The 18,410-nt window shown below is 40.3% G+C and carries 16 protein-coding genes; 3 read left to right on the top strand and 13 right to left on the bottom strand.

The window, feature by feature from the left end; genetic code table 11:
* Window positions 1–3: 3 nt before the first annotated feature.
* The 13 genes from lpxA to rpsB all read right to left on the bottom strand — a co-directional run bounded on the left by lpxA (window position 4) and on the right by rpsB (window position 13,291).
* Window positions 4–807 (bottom strand): acyl-ACP--UDP-N-acetylglucosamine O-acyltransferase, encoded by an 804-nt coding sequence (lpxA, locus tag INT04_RS16645; RefSeq protein WP_193017223.1) that lies wholly within the window; start codon window positions 805–807, stop codon window positions 4–6.
* 3 nt (window positions 808–810) lie between these two features.
* On the bottom strand, window positions 811–1,263 hold the full coding sequence (gene fabZ, locus INT04_RS16640) for a 3-hydroxyacyl-ACP dehydratase FabZ (protein WP_006535887.1): 453 nt from the start codon (window positions 1,261–1,263) through the stop codon (window positions 811–813).
* Window positions 1,264–1,386: 123 nt separating this feature from the next.
* The gene (gene lpxD / locus INT04_RS16635) at window positions 1,387–2,415 is read right to left on the bottom strand and encodes a UDP-3-O-(3-hydroxymyristoyl)glucosamine N-acyltransferase (RefSeq protein ID WP_193017222.1); all 1,029 of its coding nucleotides are present in this window, start codon (window positions 2,413–2,415) and stop codon (window positions 1,387–1,389) included.
* Between the two features lie 3 nt (window positions 2,416–2,418).
* Window positions 2,419–2,916 (bottom strand): OmpH family outer membrane protein, encoded by a 498-nt coding sequence (locus INT04_RS16630; RefSeq protein WP_036934019.1) that lies wholly within the window; start codon window positions 2,914–2,916, stop codon window positions 2,419–2,421.
* 91 nt (window positions 2,917–3,007) lie between these two features.
* Window positions 3,008–5,407, bottom strand: a complete 2,400-nt coding sequence (bamA, locus tag INT04_RS16625; protein WP_193017221.1) for an outer membrane protein assembly factor BamA — start codon at window positions 5,405–5,407, stop codon at window positions 3,008–3,010.
* Window positions 5,408–5,446: 39 nt separating this feature from the next.
* On the bottom strand, window positions 5,447–6,799 hold the full coding sequence (gene rseP / locus INT04_RS16620) for a sigma E protease regulator RseP (RefSeq protein WP_193017220.1): 1,353 nt from the start codon (window positions 6,797–6,799) through the stop codon (window positions 5,447–5,449).
* A 9-nt stretch (window positions 6,800–6,808) separates the two neighbouring features.
* Window positions 6,809–7,672, bottom strand: coding sequence for a phosphatidate cytidylyltransferase (gene cdsA, locus INT04_RS16615; protein ID WP_193017219.1), 864 nt, complete (start codon window positions 7,670–7,672; stop codon window positions 6,809–6,811).
* A gap of 1 nt (window position 7,673) precedes the next feature.
* Window positions 7,674–8,375 (bottom strand): polyprenyl diphosphate synthase, encoded by a 702-nt coding sequence (uppS, locus tag INT04_RS16610; protein ID WP_226894153.1) that lies wholly within the window; start codon window positions 8,373–8,375, stop codon window positions 7,674–7,676.
* A gap of 283 nt (window positions 8,376–8,658) precedes the next feature.
* Window positions 8,659–9,852, bottom strand: a complete 1,194-nt coding sequence (ispC, locus tag INT04_RS16605; protein WP_193017217.1) for a 1-deoxy-D-xylulose-5-phosphate reductoisomerase — start codon at window positions 9,850–9,852, stop codon at window positions 8,659–8,661.
* A 192-nt stretch (window positions 9,853–10,044) separates the two neighbouring features.
* Entirely contained in the window at window positions 10,045–10,602 is a 558-nt protein-coding gene (gene frr, locus INT04_RS16600; RefSeq protein WP_193017216.1) for a ribosome recycling factor, read from the bottom strand.
* Window positions 10,603–10,713: 111 nt separating this feature from the next.
* On the bottom strand, window positions 10,714–11,442 hold the full coding sequence (gene pyrH / locus INT04_RS16595; protein ID WP_193017215.1) for a UMP kinase: 729 nt from the start codon (window positions 11,440–11,442) through the stop codon (window positions 10,714–10,716).
* A 136-nt stretch (window positions 11,443–11,578) separates the two neighbouring features.
* Entirely contained in the window at window positions 11,579–12,430 is an 852-nt protein-coding gene (gene tsf / locus INT04_RS16590) for a translation elongation factor Ts (RefSeq protein ID WP_193017214.1), read from the bottom strand.
* Window positions 12,431–12,565: 135 nt separating this feature from the next.
* The gene (gene rpsB / locus INT04_RS16585) at window positions 12,566–13,291 is read right to left on the bottom strand and encodes a 30S ribosomal protein S2 (RefSeq protein WP_193017213.1); all 726 of its coding nucleotides are present in this window, start codon (window positions 13,289–13,291) and stop codon (window positions 12,566–12,568) included.
* Window positions 13,292–13,889: 598 nt separating this feature from the next.
* On the opposite strand from rpsB, the gene map reads away from it, so the two are divergent.
* From map to dapD, 3 genes are all read left to right on the top strand, one after another.
* Complete coding sequence (map, locus tag INT04_RS16580) at window positions 13,890–14,687, top strand: type I methionyl aminopeptidase (RefSeq protein WP_166539367.1); 798 nt, start codon at window positions 13,890–13,892, stop codon at window positions 14,685–14,687.
* Between the two features lie 155 nt (window positions 14,688–14,842).
* Window positions 14,843–17,488 carry a bifunctional uridylyltransferase/uridylyl-removing protein GlnD gene (glnD, locus tag INT04_RS16575; RefSeq protein WP_193017212.1) on the top strand — a complete coding sequence of 882 codons (2,646 nt, stop codon included), beginning with the start codon at window positions 14,843–14,845 and terminating at the stop codon, window positions 17,486–17,488.
* Between the two features lie 34 nt (window positions 17,489–17,522).
* Complete coding sequence (dapD, locus tag INT04_RS16570; RefSeq protein ID WP_193017211.1) at window positions 17,523–18,347, top strand: 2,3,4,5-tetrahydropyridine-2,6-dicarboxylate N-succinyltransferase; 825 nt, start codon at window positions 17,523–17,525, stop codon at window positions 18,345–18,347.
* The last annotated feature ends 63 nt before the right edge of the window (window positions 18,348–18,410 follow it).

The following is an 18,410-nucleotide window of genomic DNA, read 5'->3' as shown; positions in this document are numbered from 1 at the left end:
TAATTAGCGAATGATGCCACGGTTAGATTTTGCTGAGTTTTCCAGAAAATCACTGAACAGTTTGACATGCGGATTATTATTATCAGCAACCAATTGTCCAATTTCTTCACGTGCTTCTTCTAGTGTTTTACCATTACGATAAAGGACTTTATAAGCATTACGAATAGCATGAAGATCTTCTTTTGCAAAACCTCTGCGTTTTAACCCTTCAATATTCAGCCCATAAGGGGTTGCGTGGTTTCCTTGTGCAATAACAAAAGGAGGAACATCTTGTGCCACACCTGAACATCCGCCCACCATAACGTGAGAGCCAATTTGGCAAAACTGATGAACTGCACTCATACCACCAATAATCACAAAATCACCTAACGTGACATGACCACCTAGAGTACCGTTATTTGCAATAATACAGCGATCACCAATAATACAATCGTGAGCGACGTGTGTATTTATCATCAATAAGTTGTCGTTACCAATTTTTGTAATATGACCACCTTGGGTTGTTCCACGATGGATAGTCACACTTTCACGAATAAGGTTACGATCACCAATAATGACTTGCGTTGGTTCACCACGATATTTCAGATCCTGATTAGCTTCACCAATAGAAGCAAATTGGTAAATCTGATTTTCTCGGCCAATACGCGTATGCCCATTGATAACAACGTGAGATTTGATATCAGTACCTTCACCAATTTCAACGTTTGCACCAATAACGCAAAAAGGGCCAATGCGAACATTAGCACCAATTACCGCACCCTCTTCGATAATCGAGGAAGGGTGAATGACTGCGGATTTATCTATCATAGGCTAGACCTCACGGCGGCGAGCACACATCATTTCAGCTTCGCAAGCAATTTCCCCATCAACTTTAGCGACGCCTTTGAAGCGAGCAACACCACGACGTTCTTTAATAAATTCCACCTCTAAGATCATTTGATCTCCAGGTAAGACAGGACGTTTAAAGCGAGCACCATCAATAGCAGCAAAATAGTAGAGCTCACCAGGTTCCAGCTTTCCTACGCTTTTGAATGCTAAAATACCCGTTGCTTGTGCCATGGCTTCAAGGATCAATACACCAGGAAAAATAGGTTTTCCTGGGAAGTGACCTTGAAAGAAAGGCTCATTAAAAGATACATTTTTTACTGCTCTTAGAAATTTCTTTTCTTCAAAATCAAGAACACGATCAACCAATAAGAATGGGTAACGGTGTGGAAGTAAATCTAAAATTTCTTCGATTTGCAGAGTATGATTCTCACTCATTGCAATACTCTTCCTGTCTAATAAAACTGCGTCTAATTAATAATGACACGACCTGCTGTGACTCAAAAAGTGAGTTAACCCGCAGGTCGCAAAATGGGTAACAATCGCCGATGACGTATTTTGTTACTTGTCGCTATTTTCTACTTGACGTTCTAGCGACTTAAGTCTTTTTTGCATTTCATCAATTCGCAACACAAGTGCTGCTGTTTTACGCCATGCTTTGTTCGGTTGTAGCGGGATACCTGAAGAATAAACCCCCGGTTCAGTGATAGGACGCATTACCATCCCCATTCCTGTTACCGTTACTTTATCACAGATTTCCATGTGACCATTGATAACACTTGCTCCACCAATCATACAGTAACGCCCTATTTTTAGGCTACCCGCCATAATGACGCCACCTGCAACAGCCGTGTTGTCACCAATAATAACGTTATGTGCAATTTGGCACTGGTTATCAATGATAACACCATTACCGATAACTGTGTTATCTAATGCACCTCGGTCAATTGTTGTACATGCACCAATTTCAACGCGATCACCAATAATAACGGATCCCAATTGTGGAATTTTAATCCAATTACCGCGTTCATTTGCATAGCCAAAACCATCAGAACCAATCACAGTCCCCGATTGAACTAGGCAGTTTTTACCAAGAATAACTTCATGATAAATAGATACATTTGCCCATAAACGGCTATTATCACCAATATGTGCTTTCTTACCAACAAAACAACCTGCACCAATCACGACGTTATCACCAAGAACAACATCGGATTCAATGACGGCATTAGCCCCTACTGAGACATTTTTGCCTAATTTAGCATCAGGAGAAATAACCGCAGTCGGGTGAATATCTTGTGCTGGCTTTGGTGTGGAATCCATAATCTGTGCCATTTGAGCATAAGCAAGATAAGGATTTTTCACAACCAGCGCAGCAACGGGGCAAAATGGAAGATCAGCCTCTGTTAAAACAACAGCTGCGGCCTCACATTCTGTTAATTTCTCACGATAACGACTATCAGAAAGAAAAGTAATTTGTTCGCTATTTGCTAGGCTCATTGAAGCAAGACCGGCGATAGTGATATCACCATCGCCGTGTAACTGTGCATTCAATTGCTGAGCAAGATCAGCTAATCGAATTGAAAACATCTATTATTTAACCTGTTTTTGAACCTGAGCAGTAATATCTTTACCGTCTGCGAAATAAGGTACAGTGTTAGCGTCTAAAATCACATCATAGCCTTCTTTCTTCGCTACTGCGTCAACAGCATCTAATACACGTTTCATGATTTTATTACGTTCTTCAGCTTGACGACGGCTAAAGTCTTGCTCAAAAGCTTGTGCTTTTTGTGCATATGCTTCACGTTTAGCAACCAGATCTTTCTCTGTATTTGCACGTTGTGTTGCATTCATGGTTGGTGCATCTTTTTGATATTTTTCAACTGCAGTCTGTAATGCTTTACCTAAGTTTTGTAATTCAGTATCACGTGATTTGAACTCATTTTCCAATTGTTTCTCTACCGCATCACGGTTAGGAATTTGTTGGAGAACTTGACCGATGTTCACAACACCCACTTTATCTGCGGCTTGAACACCTGCTGACATGGTCAATGCCATTCCTAGGGCAGCGGCACATAACAATTTTTTCACGATTAAACTCCTTAAAACCAAAAATAATTTTTGTCAGAAATCGGATGCCTTTTTCAGCATTGTGAATCCGGCATCAACTTTACTTACATCGCTACCACGTTCTACCAATATTAAACTGGAATTGCTCTGATTTATCGCCTTCGTAATCTTTTATCGGTTTAGCATAAGAGAATACTAACGGACCTAAAGGTGATAACCATTGTAACGCAACACCAGTCGAAACACGTATATTACTTGCCTTGCCAAAATCAGGCATACCCGCAGTCCAATCAGAGTTAGTGCTGCTCCATTTGGTATCCCACACCGTACCGGCATCAACAAACAGAGATGTTCTGACTGAAGATGAATATTTATCATCCACAAATGGGGTTGGTGTAATCAGTTCAAAGCTGGCTACTGCCATTGCATTACCACCAACTGCGTCACTTGATAAAGATGGTTGTCCTTCTTTTCCTTTCTGGTTTAAATAAACTGCTTTAGGACCAATATTATTTGAACGGAAACCACGAACAGTACCTGAACCACCGGCATAAAAGTTTTCATAGAATGGTAATTCTTTACCACCTAAACCATCACCGTAGCCTAAACGGCCTTTAAACAGGGTTACCCAAGACTCTTTTTCATCCATTGGGTAATAGGCCATACCGTCCCAAGTCACTTTATAGTACTTGTTGTCAGAACCCGGTATCGCCACACGCCCGCTTAAATTACTTCTTACACCCGACGTTGGGAAGAAGCCTTTATTTAAGTTATTAAATGTCCAACCTAGGCTGACAGTATAGTCGTCCGCATTAAAAGATTCACGATCACTATAGTTGTCACTTAACTTTTCACCCATACTTTCAAGATAACGCCACATGGCAACCTGAGGTTCCATGCGTGACAAACCATTATGAGTATAGCCTAAGCCAAGACGTGCTGAGTTATATTCATTAATTGGGAAACCTAAAGTACCATCTACACCGTAAGATTTATTGGTATAACCAGATAAATCAGCGTCATTAGCACGGAAATCGTTATAGAAAATACGACCGCCTAAGCTCACACCATTTACAGTAAAATAGGGATCTGTAACAGATAATTCTGCATAAGTTGAGTAGTCATTTTTACTCGCATTAATTGCAACTGCATTACCTGTACCTAGCCAGTTATCTTGGGTAACACCTACTTGGAAACTCACGCCACTTTCAGTACCGAAACCGACACCAAAGTTAAGAGAACCTGTGTTACGCTCTTTCACACGATAAACGATATCAACTTGATCAGGAGAACCCGGAATACGCTGAGTTTCAGTTTCAACCGTTTCAAAATAACCTAAACGATTTAAACGCTCTTTGCCTTGTTCAACTAAATCACTTCCTAACCAAGCCCCTTCCATTTGACGCATTTCACGACGTAAAACAGAATCTTTAGTAATGTCATTACCCGCAAATCGTACTTGGCGAACATAGAAACGGTTTCCTGCATCTACGTTTACATGCAGTTTAACGGTTTTATTTTCATCATTAATTTCAGGGTTTGTCATTACACGAGGATAAGCATATCCATAACGGCCTAACAGATTTTTAATATCATTTTCTGTTTTGGTAACTTGTGCGCCATTATAAAGGGAGCCGGGGGTAATTTGGATAAGATCTTCGATCTCTTTGGTATAGCCAGCCGTATTACCATTGACTTCGGTATTTTCTACCGTGTATTTTTCACCTTCTTTCAGGTTAATGGTAATGTAAATTCCTTTTTTGTCTGGCGTTAAGCTGACATTCGTCGATTCGATATCAAAACGCGCATAACCACGATCAAGATAGAAGCTTCTTAAGGTTTCTAAGTCACCAGCAAGTTTTTGTTTCTGGTATTTCTCATCCGCCGCTAAGTTCCACCATGGTACGTCATCACGTAGTTGGAAACGGTTCACAAGTTCTGCCGTAGAAAACGCTTTATTACCAACAATGTTGATCTGCTGAATAGTTGCTGAAACACCTTCGGTAAACACGAGTTTTAAGTCAACACGGTTACGAGGAAGAGGCGTCACAACCACTTTTACGGTTGCATTATATTTACCAACACTATAATAGAAATCTTCAAGTCCTTTCTCGATATTTGCCAACATTGTACGATCGAGCGTTTCGCCGATACGAATGTTAGACGCATCAAGATTCTGTTTTAGCATCTCTTCTTTGATTGCTTTGTTACCAGAGAAAGTAATGCTGGCAATAGTTGGACGCTCTTTTACTTGAACAATCAGTGTGCTTCCGTCACGCAGAACACGAACATCATCAAAGTTTCCTGTCGCAAATAATGAACGGATAGTTCGACTGATATCATCATTACCAACCGAGTCTCCAACCCGGACAGGCATGTTCAGTAATGCTGCACCAACGGCGACGCGTTGAAGACCTTCAAATTGAATGTCCTGAACTACGAATCCGTCTGAACCGTATGCAGTGGCGCTGCCCAGCAGCAGCGACGCTATAAGCAACTTTTTCATCGCCATCGTTGTTTTGTGTTTTCCTAACCGGTCCCTGCTTATCAATTATAAGCGAGAGAAATCATTGAAAAGTGCAAGTCCCATTAAAAGCATCAGTGCCATAATACCAATACGATAACAGAAATCTTGTACACGCTCAGATACCGGCCCTCCCTTTATCTTTTCGATAACCAGGAAAAGCAGGTGCCCGCCATCTAAGACAGGCAGGGGAAACAAGTTAATGATCCCCAAATTGACACTGATAAGCGCCATAAACATCAAAAAATACACAAACCCAGAATCAGCAGACATTCCTGCGCCTTTCGCAATAGAAACAGGACCACTGAGGTTAGTTAATTTGACGTCACCAACCACTAACTTGCCAATCATTTTGACAGTTAAACCCGTCAACTGCCATGTTTTATCAGATGCTTCATAGAGCGCTGAAAAAGGATTGTATTGTTGCATTATCAAATATTGCTCATCAGGAGGTAATATTTGTAATTGCGCGCCAACCTGCCCTACCTCAGTGCCATCTTTCAGTGTAATCGCTGTCGGTGTAATATTTAACGCTAACGACGAACCATTACGTTCAACAAGAAGTACCAATGTTTTATTTGGGCTTTGTCGAACAAAATAAGTAAACGGGTGCCAAGTATCAATTGGCTGACCATCGACTTTAACGATACGATCCCCTGCCTGTAAACCTGCTTTTTCAGCAGCAGAGCCGACTGTCACTTCAATAATCTTTGAATCTAACTGTGCGCCAACCGGCATAATTCCTAGAGATACGATAGGATCTTGCTTTTCAGGATCGAAATTCCACTGTTGTAAATTCAGTATATTCTCACTCTCAGAAAGAGAGTTCGGATCTGAAACAACGAATGAAACTTCTTTTGCGCCAATTTTACTGACTAATGCTAAGCGAACAGTATTCTGATCAGGCGTTTCGATACCTGCAACGGATTTTAGTTCCATTCCAGGCGTTAATTTTGCTTGTTCTGCGATAGAATTCGGACGAATGTCTGCAATTACAGGTTTTAATGCAGGCACACCTATCATAAAAACAATCCAATAGGCGACTATCGCTAACAAAAAATTGGCGATAGGCCCTGCAGCAACAACGGCAGCTCGTTGACCCACTGTTTTATTATTAAATGCCAGATGGCGGCGCTCTGGTGGTACTTCACCAACACGTTCATCCAACATTTTTACATAGCCACCCAAAGGTATCCATGCGATAACAAATTCAGTACCGTGTTTATCTATTTTTCGCCAAATCGCTTTTCCAAAACCAATAGAAAAACGCTCAACGTAAATACCACAGCGTCTAGCAACCCAAAAATGTCCAAACTCATGTACCGTAATTAAAATACCTAAAACGATAATAAATGCGGCAAGATTCCACAGGATACCCATTACTTACCTTTATAGTTTAAAGCCAGAAGAAATCAGAAAGACCAATCCTGCAAAGACTGGGATAGCCGCAGTCAAACTATCAATTCTATCAAGTACTCCACCATGTCCTGGTATTAATTGGCTACTGTCTTTAATGCCTGAGACACGTTTAAACATACTTTCAGCCAGATCACCAAAAACAGACACAATGACAACAACGCCGGATATTAATAATAAGTTATCAGGAACCTCTGTTACTGGGGCAAAATAGGTAAATAACCATGAAGCAATACCTGCAGTAATGAGTCCACCCACTAACCCTTCAAGCGTTTTACCTGGTGACACTTTAGGCGCCATTTTATGCTTACCTATTAAACGCCCAAAAGCATAAGCACCTGAATCGGCTGCCCATACTAATAACATGACATACAGTAACCACCATGCTCCAGTATAAGTGTCAGTGTTGTAACCCAACATTCGCAACGCCATCATGCCACAATAAAAAGGAACAATCGTCAATATACCGAACAATAGCTTAATAAAAACTGAATTTTTCCACATATTGGCTGAATTCGGATAACTTACAACTAATAAAATTGCTGCCATCCACCAAATCAAACCCGCCCACAAACCATTTTTTATCATTGGAGTGTCTAGTAGGTGGTCAAAATTGGGTAAAGATAACTGCATAATGAGTAATAATGCAGAAAAACCTATCCCTGTCGCAATGCGTTTACCTTGAGAATGCCAGCCAATAAATTGTGCCCATTCCCAACCTGCTAAACCTGATATCGCAATGATAACCAGCCCAAAGCCTGCTGGAGGCAACAAAAATAACGCAGCAATAACAATAGGGATTAAAATTAATGCAGTGATGACACGATACTTAAGCAAGTTATCCTCCCAGATTTATAGTATCTGTTTCTGATGTAGTACCACCGAAACGTCTTTCCCGTTTAGCAAAAGCATCAAGTGCATTCTGAAAAACTTGTTCATCAAAATCAGGCCATAAAACCTGTGTAAAATAAAGCTCAGCATAAGCAATCTGCCAAATAAGGAAATTACTTATACGATGCTCGCCACCCGTGCGAATAACAAGATCAACACAAGGTTGATTATGCAAGCAAAGGCGTGAGGATATTGCATTTTCATTGATATCTTCGAGACAAATTTCCCCTTTTGAGAGGGATGTCGCTAATTGCTTAACGCTTTGGGTAATATCCCATCGTCCGCCATAATTAGCTGCAATATTTAAATTAAGCCCTGTATTACTCGCTGTTAGCGCTACAGAACTTTTAATTCTGTCTTGTAGACGACGACTAAAACGGCTGATATCACCAATAACCGTAAGTTTAACATTGTGTTTATGTAAACTTTTCACTTCGTTGTCTAAGGCGAAGACAAATAATTCCATGAGAGAACTGACTTCTTGCTCAGGTCTATTCCAGTTTTCGCTACTAAATGCATATAACGTTAGTGATTCAATTTTGTGTTTTACGGAAAAGCTAACCGCATCCCGAACTGCTTTAATTCCCGCGCGATGCCCCGTTACTCGGAGTTTCCCTTGCTTTTTAGCCCAGCGTCCATTGCCATCCATAATGATGGCAACATGCTTTGGTTTTGATGCGGATGAATCGTCACTGGATAAGTTCACTCAATTTAACCCTTTGCTAATCTGATACTGATACAGACAGTCCTCTTCGGATAACCCATGCACAAAAAAAAACCGTGTTCTCCACGGCCTTTGGCAAAGCCTCTAAGTTGCTAAAGCAGTAGCTTTAGTAATGAACTGTTAATTTTCATTATTGTCTTTAGTGATTCGGCAACTATACCATTAGCCAGAAAGACGAACAAACACCCTATATTAAATATAATCACCATTATACAATTTGAGTGATTATCTGATGTGTTTTTAATCTGGCTAATTTATCAATTTCTAGAACATCATTAATACTTTGAGGCTCTGATAGGTCAAAATGTTCAACAACTTTACGATTAATTTTAGCAATATCAGTAAATTTCACTTTTTCGTGCAAAAATGCATCAACAACCACTTCATTAGCTGCATTTAATACCGTTGTTGCTGCTTGACCACGCTTCGATGCTTCAATGGCAAGTGCTAAACAAGGATAACGTTGATAATCAGGGCGAATGAACTCTAAAGATTGAATCTCAAAAAAATCTAATGCTTTTGCACCCGATTGAGTGCGATGAGGATACGCCATTGAGTATGCAATGGGTGTCCTCATGTCCGGTTCACCAATTTGCGCAATAATACTGCCATCACGATAACGAACCATTGAGTGAATAACAGATTGAGGATGAATAATGACTTCCATCTCTTCTTCAGACGCATTAAAGAAATAGCGAGCTTCAATATATTCAAGCCCTTTATTCATCATCGTTGCAGAGTCAACCGAGATTTTACGTCCCATTGACCAATTTGGGTGGGCACAAGCTTGGTCAGGTGTCATCGCGTCAAGCGCATCTAACGGTGTATAGCGAAAAGGGCCACCTGAGCCAGTTAGCAAGATACTTGTCACGCCTTCATCAGCCAAAGAAGCGTGTCCTAAATTTGCTTGAATAGCCTTGGGTAAACTTTGATAAATAGCGTTATGTTCACTATCAATTGGCAATATTGTTGCGCCATATTTTGCGACAGCATCAAAGAAAAGACGCCCACTGGTTATCAGTGATTCTTTATTGGCTAATAAAATTCTTTTGCCTTTCTCAATGGCAGCCAGTGTAGGCTTTAGCCCAGCCACACCAGTTATGGCTGACATCACTTGGTCAGCTTCATCGAGCGCCGCGATTTCATTAATGGCAGAGGAACCTGATAAGACTTCTGTTTTACAGGATGTATTAGAAAGTAACTGCTTAAGCTGATTTGCACTTTGTTCATCAGACATCACAGCATATTTAGGCTGGAAAGTGACACATTGTTGCGCCATTTTATCTGCGTTTTTTCCTGCTGCTAAAGCAAGAACCTGATACTCATCAGGATTATTTTCAATAACGGACAGTGTACTCGTTCCGATAGACCCTGTTGAGCCTAATATAGTTATTTGTTTCATTTATTAATCAATCAGTATGTCTACAACGTTTTAATTAAAGAGAATTATATCAGTATGGCGAGATAAATGAGGGGGAAAGATGAAAACTTTAATAAATAATGTGACAAAAGAAGATATTAAGCACGAAATTTCAAATAAATAATTAAAAATAATGCCGCTAAAAAGCGGCATTATCGAAAACAGATATAAAAATTAGAATTCCATTAACTCTGCTTCTTTGAGCGTTAATGCGTCATCAATTTTTTTAATAAACATATCAGTTAATTTCTGAATGTCATCTTGTGAACGGCGTTCATCATCTTCGCTGATTTCTTTATCTTTCAGTAATGCTTTAATTTTATCATTAGCATCACGACGGATATTACGAACTGAAACACGACCTTGCTCGGCATCACCACGAACAACTTTAATTAAATCTTTACGACGTTCTTCCGTTAATGGTGGCAGTGGAACGCGAATAATTGTACCTGCAGATGAAGGATTTAAGCCTAAATCTGATGCCATAATCGCTTTTTCAACAGCTGGTGCTAAACTACGGTCAAATACCGTAATAGCCAGTGTACGACCATCTTCTGCAACAACGTTAGCAACTTGGTTTAATGGTGTTGGCGCTCCGTAGTATTCCACTACAATGCCATCTAAAAGGCTAGGAGACGCACGACCAGTACGAACTTTATTAATCTGGCTTTTTAGTGCTTCAACGCTTTTATCCATGCGTTCTTGAGCATCTTTTTTGATTTCATTAATCACGTTATAAACCCTTGGGAACTGGTTATCTTCCAGTCGATACAATATATATCGACATAAATGAATTGGCGTACTCTAGATGTTAACGCCAAATTATACCGTTGTCTCTGTGTATTAAGCGTGAGAAATCAAAGTTCCTTCACTTTCACCCATTACAACCCGACGTAATGCACCCGGTTTATTCATATTGAATACGCGGATAGGTAAATTATGATCACGGGCTAATGTGAATGCAGCAAGATCCATGACTTTCAATTCACGTTCTAATACATCCTGATAAGTCAGTTGTTCATAAAGTACTGCATCAGGATCTTTAGTTGGATCGGCAGAGTAAACGCCGTCCACTTTCGTTGCTTTTAAAACAACGTCAGCTTCAATTTCAATGCCGCGTAAGCACGCAGCCGAATCGGTAGTAAAAAATGGATTGCCTGTACCTGCCGAGAAAATAACCACTCGTCCATGGCGTAATAAGCTAATTGCTTCAGCCCAACTGTAGTTATCACAGACACCATTTAGTGGAAATGCCGACATGAGACGTACGTTAACATAAGCACGATGCAACGCGTCACGCATTGCTAAACCATTCATCACTGTCGCGAGCATTCCCATGTGGTCACCCACAACACGGTTCATACCTGCCGCAGCAAGACCTGCGCCGCGGAACAAGTTACCTCCGCCAATTACAACACCGACTTGTATACCCAACTCAACGAGTTCTTTGATTTCCTGAGCCATGCGATCAAGTACGTTCGCATCGATACCAAAGCCTTCTGCGCCTTGCAGAGCTTCGCCACTCAGCTTTAATAAAATTCGCTGATATACGGGTTTTGCATTGGTTGCCATGGTGTTCTGTCCTAAGCAGATTAGTTAATTGGAGATTTCAGATAGCTTCTCTTTTTAACAAAAAAAAGCAAATGGTCAGTGGAGATTATAACAAAACAGAACCGCCATTCGGCGGCTCTGTTAACGCTAAGCGTTATTATTTGCTCATTGCAGCAACTTCTGCTGCAAAGTCAGCTTCAACTTTCTCAATACCTTCACCTACTTCGAAACGAACGAAGTTGATAACATCAGCATTGTTTTCTTTCAGCAGTTCACCAACAGTTTTGCTTGGTTCCATTACGAAGTGCTGACCAGTCAGAGAAATCTCACCGGTAAATTTGTTCATGCGACCGATAACCATTTTTTCTGCGATTTCGCGTGGTTTACCTGATTGCATTGCGATATCCATCTGAATTTGGTGCTCATGAGCAACAACATCAGCAGGAACATCTTCAGGGCGAACATATTCAGGTTTGCTTGCAGCAACGTGCATAGCAATATGTTTGATCAGTTCTTCGTTAGCGCCTTTAGCTGAAACTAAAACACCGATACGTGCACCATGCAGGTAAGTACCCAGTTCTTCAGCTTCCAATACAGCAACACGACGAATGTTGATGTTTTCACCAATTTTAGCAACTAATGTAGTACGAGCTTCTTCGAATTTAACTTTTAGCGCTTCGATATCATCCGTTTTGTCTGCTAATACTGCAGCCATAACTTCTTTACCGAAAGCGATAAAGCCAGCATCTTTAGCAACGAAGTCTGTTTCACAGTTCAATTCAACTAGCGCACCAAATTTACCATCTGCAGCAACTTCTGCAAGGATGATACCTTCAGCAGCAACACGGCCTGCTTTTTTAGCTGCTTTTGCTTGACCTGATTTACGCATGTTGTCGATAGCTAATTCAATATCACCATTCGCTTCAACAAGAGCTTTTTTACATTCCATCATGCCTGCGCCAGTACGTTCACGCAGTTCTTTTACCAATGCAGCGGTAATTCCAGACATTTGTTTCTTCCTCGACTTTTCTATGGACTTGCCACAGATGTTCTCATAGCAGATGTGTAAAGGGGGCCTTTTGAGGCCCCCTAACCAATATATAGCAATACCTGGTTAAATAAGGGCTCTTACGAGCATGCCTTATTATTCAGCTTCGACTAAGCCTTCTTCAGCCTGAACAGCCAGATCTTGAGAACGACCTTCACGAACAGATGTAGCTGCAGCGGTCAAATATAATTTAATCGCACGGATTGCATCGTCATTACCAGGGATAATGAAATCGATACCATCTGGATCAGAGTTAGTATCAACGATAGCAAATACTGGGATACCCAGGTTGTTTGCTTCTTTGATAGCAATGTGTTCGTGTTCAGCATCGATAACAAACAGAGCGTCAGGTAAACCGCCCATGTCTTTGATACCACCCAGGCTGTTTTCTAACTTACCAAGTTCACGAGTACGCATTAGCGCTTCTTTCTTGGTCAGTTTGTCAAAAGTACCGTCCTGAGACTGAGATTCTAAATCTTTCAGGCGTTTGATTGACTGACGAACTGTTTTCCAGTTAGTCAGCATACCGCCTAACCAGCGGTGGTTTACAAAAAACTGATCACAGCTTTCTGCTGCTTCTTTAACAGCTTCAACGGCAGAGCGCTTAGTACCAACAAACAGGATTTTGCCTTTACGAGAAGCAATTTTGTTCAGTTCAACCAGAGCTTCATTGAACATTGGAACAGTTTTTTCCAAGTTAATGATATGAACTTTGTTACGCGCACCAAAGATGAATGGTTTCATTTTTGGATTCCAGTAACGAGTTTGGTGACCGAAGTGAACACCGGCTTGCAGCATATCGCGCATTGAAACAGTTGCCATTTTAGACCTCTATAAATTTAAATTTGGGGTTATTTCGTCCACAAATCCCATACGACCGACTCATCAGCTGTAAAGGTTAAACCTTCACATAAGAGCACCCCGGCGTTATGTGCCGATTTGTGTGTGTAATTAACACAATTGAATGATTCAGATTTACTGCTATTACTCTAATGTGATGCAATAACAGAACTCCGGCGCGCTTTATACCATAAATAACCTTAAGAAACCACTATTACTTGTGTTTGGTAATGGTGAATTTGGCATAAAATCGGAGCCTCTAAGCAAAGAAAAAAGAGAGTATTCACGTCACTATGATGAATATTGCTCTAATATCAATTTGCTAGAAAAACGTTAAAAGAGAAAAGCGCAAAAGGTAAAGACAGAAAGAAAAAGAAGGCGTAATGTTCGTCATAATTCTCGATATCAGACAGATTACACATATCCTCTTTATTGGCACACCTACTTTCTGCTGATATCATAAATGGTAATCAGAATTATTTCTCATCATCATTCATTTAACCTGCAATACAAAATATGAACCTATTAACTAGTTTTATGTACTCCGTATTGTGGCTTTTAATCTAGACGAAGAACTCAAATGGCTATTGTAATCAAGACAGAAGAAGATATTCAAAAAATGCGCGTCGCAGGTCGTCTTGCGGCAGAAGTTCTTGAAATTATCGCACCTTTCGTAAAACCTGGCGTGAATACCGCTGAATTAGATCGTATTTGTCATGAACATATTGTTAATGCACAGCAGGCTATTCCAGCTTGTCTTAACTATCATGGCTTTCCTAAATCAGTGTGCATTTCTGTTAATGATGTTATTTGCCATGGTATTCCTAGCGAAGAGAAAATCCTTAAAGATGGCGATATCGTTAATATTGATGTTACGGTCATTAAAGACGGGTTTCATGGCGACACTTCAAAAATGTTTATCGTAGGTAAACCAACTATTCAAGGTGAACGTTTGTGTCGTATCACTCAAGAAAGTCTCTACCTTGCCATTAAAATGGTAAAACCAGGCATTCGCTTACGTGAGCTGGGTAAAGCCATTCAAAAATTTGTTGAAGGGCATGATTTTTCTGTTGTTCGTGAATATTGTGGACATGGTATTGGCGAAGGCTTCCATGAAGAACCTCAAGTTCTACACTACGATGCTGATGATAGTGGCGTTGTGTTACAAAAAGGAATGGCATTCACTATCGAACCAATGGTGAATACTGGCGACTACCGTATTCGTACAATGAAAGATGGCTGGACGGTTAAAACTAAAGACAGAGGCTGGTCAGCACAATACGAACATACTTTAGTCGTTACTGATAATGGTTGTGAAATCATGACATTACGCAAAGAAGAAGAACCGTTTATTTCTGCTGTATTAATCAACGAATAAACTGCTTTACGTGTACAATGTAAAAGCGACATATTTTTTCGAGATATGTCGCTTTTTTCATTTTATTCAAGTAAGAATAATAGAATAACTAGTCAGGTGATCGTTTTAACATTAGTCTTAATGTCATAGGCAAACATTGAGTAAGAAGACGAATAATGACAACTAAAAACGCATTTCTAACACCGCCCCCTACCCCTTTTTTGCTGACGGATAATACCCAAAACTATACTGAACTTAAGCAATCTATTGAGCACTTTCAATCTTGGCTGACAGATGCTTTTCATCATGATGTTGATGTTGCTTTACTACTTAAAGCTCGTAGCCATTTTATTGACCAACTCTTAACGCAATTATGGTGTCATACACAATTATCTGATTATCCTGATCTTAGCATTATTGCTGTTGGTGGTTATGGTAGGCAGGAATTACACCCTCTTTCTGATATTGATCTTCTTTTTTTAAGTGAAGCGCCACTACCTCCAGAAATAGCAGATAAAGTTGGTAAATTAATCACCTTGCTATGGGATGTTCGTCTTGAGATCGGTGCCAGTGTAAGAACAATGGAAGAATGCCTGTTAGAAGGCCTTTCTGATTTAACAGTGGCAACAAATTTACTTGAGGCTCGCCTTATTTGTGGTAACGCTTTACTTTACCAACAATTACTTAATCATATTTTTAGTCAAGGATTTTGGCCATCCCCTGATTTTTTTGCCGCAAAAATTGAAGAACAAAAACAAAGACATCAGCGATTTCATAGCACCAGTTATAATCTAGAGCCTGATATCAAAAGTAGCCCAGGAGGGCTTCGTGATATTCATACCTTAATTTGGGTTGCTCATCGTCACTTTGGTGCAGCCTCAGTCTCTGAAATGGTAAATTTTGGGTTTTTAACACCTGCTGAAGGGCAAGAATTACTCGAATGCCAATACACCTTATGGAAAATTCGCTTTGCTCTGCATTTAGTACTTTCTCGTTATGACAATCGGTTGTTATTTGATCGTCAACTTAACGTTGCCCAATGCTTAAATTATCAAGGTGAAGGTAATGAACCCGTTGAAAAAATGATGAAAGATTATTATCGCGTCACTCGCCGCGTTAGTGAGTTAAACGATATGTTACTTCAATTATTTGATGAAGCCATTCTCGCCCTGCAACCTAATGTAAAACCACGACCATTAGATAATGAATTCCAGCTAAGAGGTTCATTAATTGATGTGATTGATGATAGTTGCTTTCTTGATGATCCTATCGCCATTATGCGCTTATTTTTACGCATGGCAGAACACAACACGATCACAGGAATTTATTCGACCACACTTCGTCATTTACGTTACGCCCGTCGACATTTAGTTCAACCTCTATGTGAGTACCCACTAGCACGCCAAGTTTTTATGCAGATCCTACGCCATCCTCGCGCAGTTTCTGGTGCATTTGTTCCTATGCATAAACACAGTGTGTTAGCGGCATATTTTCCACAATGGAACAATATTGTAGGTCAAATGCAGTTTGATCTTTTTCATGCTTATACCGTTGATGAACACACTATCCGTGTATTACAAAAACTTGAAAGCTTTGATTCTCCTGAAAACCGTGAAAAACATCCACTCTGTGTCGATATTTATCCTAAACTGCCTCAGCTTGAGCTATTACGCTTAGCCGCACTCTTTCATGATATTGCAAAAGGTCGGCATGGCGACCACTCTACATTAGGGGCTCAGGATGTTGCCTTTTTTGCACAACTGCATGGCTTGAATCAGCGAGAGTCTGCTTTAGTAGAATGGCTAGTTAGTCATCACTTACTTATGTCGGTTACCGCACAGCGTCGTGATATCCAAGATCCGGATATTATTTTTCAGTTTGCCTCTGAGGTAAAAAATGAAAGCCGGCTACGTTATCTTCTGTGTTTAACTGTTGCCGATATCTGTGCAACCAACAGTAGTTTATGGAATAGCTGGAAACAGAGTTTATTACGTGAACTTTTCCTCTCAACAGAAACTCAATTACGTCAAGGTATGCACTCTATTCCTGATTTACGGGAACGTATTCGTCATCATCGTTTGCAAGCGCTAACTCTTTTGCGAGCAGAACACGTTGATGAAGAAAAATTGCAAACAATCTGGGGCCGCTGTCATGCTGATTATTTTTTACGTCATACACCTGAGCAAATTGCTTGGCATGCCCTTGCATTAATTGAACACAACAGTGCTGATCCGATGGTATTGATTAGTCAACAAACAGAGCATGGTGGTACTGAAGTCTTTATCTGGTGTGCTGATAGACCCTCTCTTTTTGCTTCAGTTGCAGGTGAACTTGATCGGCGTAACCTAAATATCCATAACGCACAAATATTCACAAATCGCGATAATATGGCCATGGATACCTTTATTGTCCTCGAACCTAATGGCAAACCTCTTGCTATTGATAGATATAACGCGATTCGTAAAGCGCTTATTCAAGTTGTCTCTGCGCCTTATAATACCAATGCTAAAACACGTTCATTACCCGCCAAGTTACGCCATTTTGATGTTCCAACAAAAATTAACTTTGTGGCATCCAATCATAATAAGCGCACCTATATGGAATTATTTGCACGCGATCGCCCAGGATTATTAGCGATTATTGGTAAAGTATTTGCTGATCTTTCCCTGTCATTACATGGCGCTCGAATAACGACAATTGGCGAACGTGTTGAAGATTTCTTCGTATTAACTGATAGCGAAAATAAGGCATTAAACCAAAAAATGAAGGATGAAGTCGTAGAAAGGTTGACAAAAGCCCTAGTTTCAAAGGATAAAATATAGGAACCCACGACAATACATATAGGAAATACTATTGATGCAAGCATTACAATCTATTATTGATAACGCCTTTGAACATCGTGCAGATATCACACCTAATAACGTTGAGCCTCATATTCGTGATGCCATTAATCGCGTTATTGCATTGCTAGATGGCGGAAAACTACGCGTTGCAGAAAAATTTAACGGTCAGTGGGTGACTCATCAATGGTTAAAAAAAGCGGTTCTACTCTCTTTTCGCATTAATCACAATCAAGTGATAGAAGGTAGCGAAAGCCGTTATTTTGACAAAGTGCCAATGAAGTTTGCTGATTATGACCAAGCTCGTTTTGAAAAAGAAGGTTTTCGTATTGTCCCTCCAGCCGCTGTTAGACAAGGAGCTTATATTGCACGTAACACGGTTTTGATGCCTTCTTACGTTAATATTGGTGCTTATGTTGATGAAGGTAGCATGGTGGATACATGGGCAACGGTCGGTTCATGTGCTCAAATTGGCAAAAATGTTCACCTCTCTGGTGGTGTGGGAATTGGCGGTGTTTTAGAACCCCTACAAGCAAACCCAACCATTATTGAAGATAACTGCTTTATTGGCGCTCGATCTGAAATTGTTGAAGGCGTTATTGTTGAAGAAGGCGCAGTTATTTCAATGGGCGTTTATATTGGTCAAAGTACCAAGATTTATGACAGAGAAACTGGCGAAGTGCATTATGGCCGAGTCCCTGCGGGCTCAGTTGTCGTGTCAGGCAATTTACCCTCCAAAGATGGAAGCTACAGTCTTTACTGCGCCGTGATTGTGAAAAAAGTTGATGCAAAAACGCGTGGAAAAGTGGGTATTAATGAATTGTTAAGAACTATCGACTAATATAAGAACAGCGGATAGAATTAATTCTGTTCGCTATTCTTTCACTTATCTTTCTATCAGGTG

It is taken from the genome of Proteus sp. FME41, assembly GCF_014897315.1.
In the GTDB taxonomy this organism is placed as follows: Bacteria; Pseudomonadota; Gammaproteobacteria; order Enterobacterales; family Enterobacteriaceae; genus Proteus.
The sequence above is the reverse complement of the archived record's forward strand: the minus strand, read 5'-3'. Positions and strand labels throughout refer to the sequence as shown.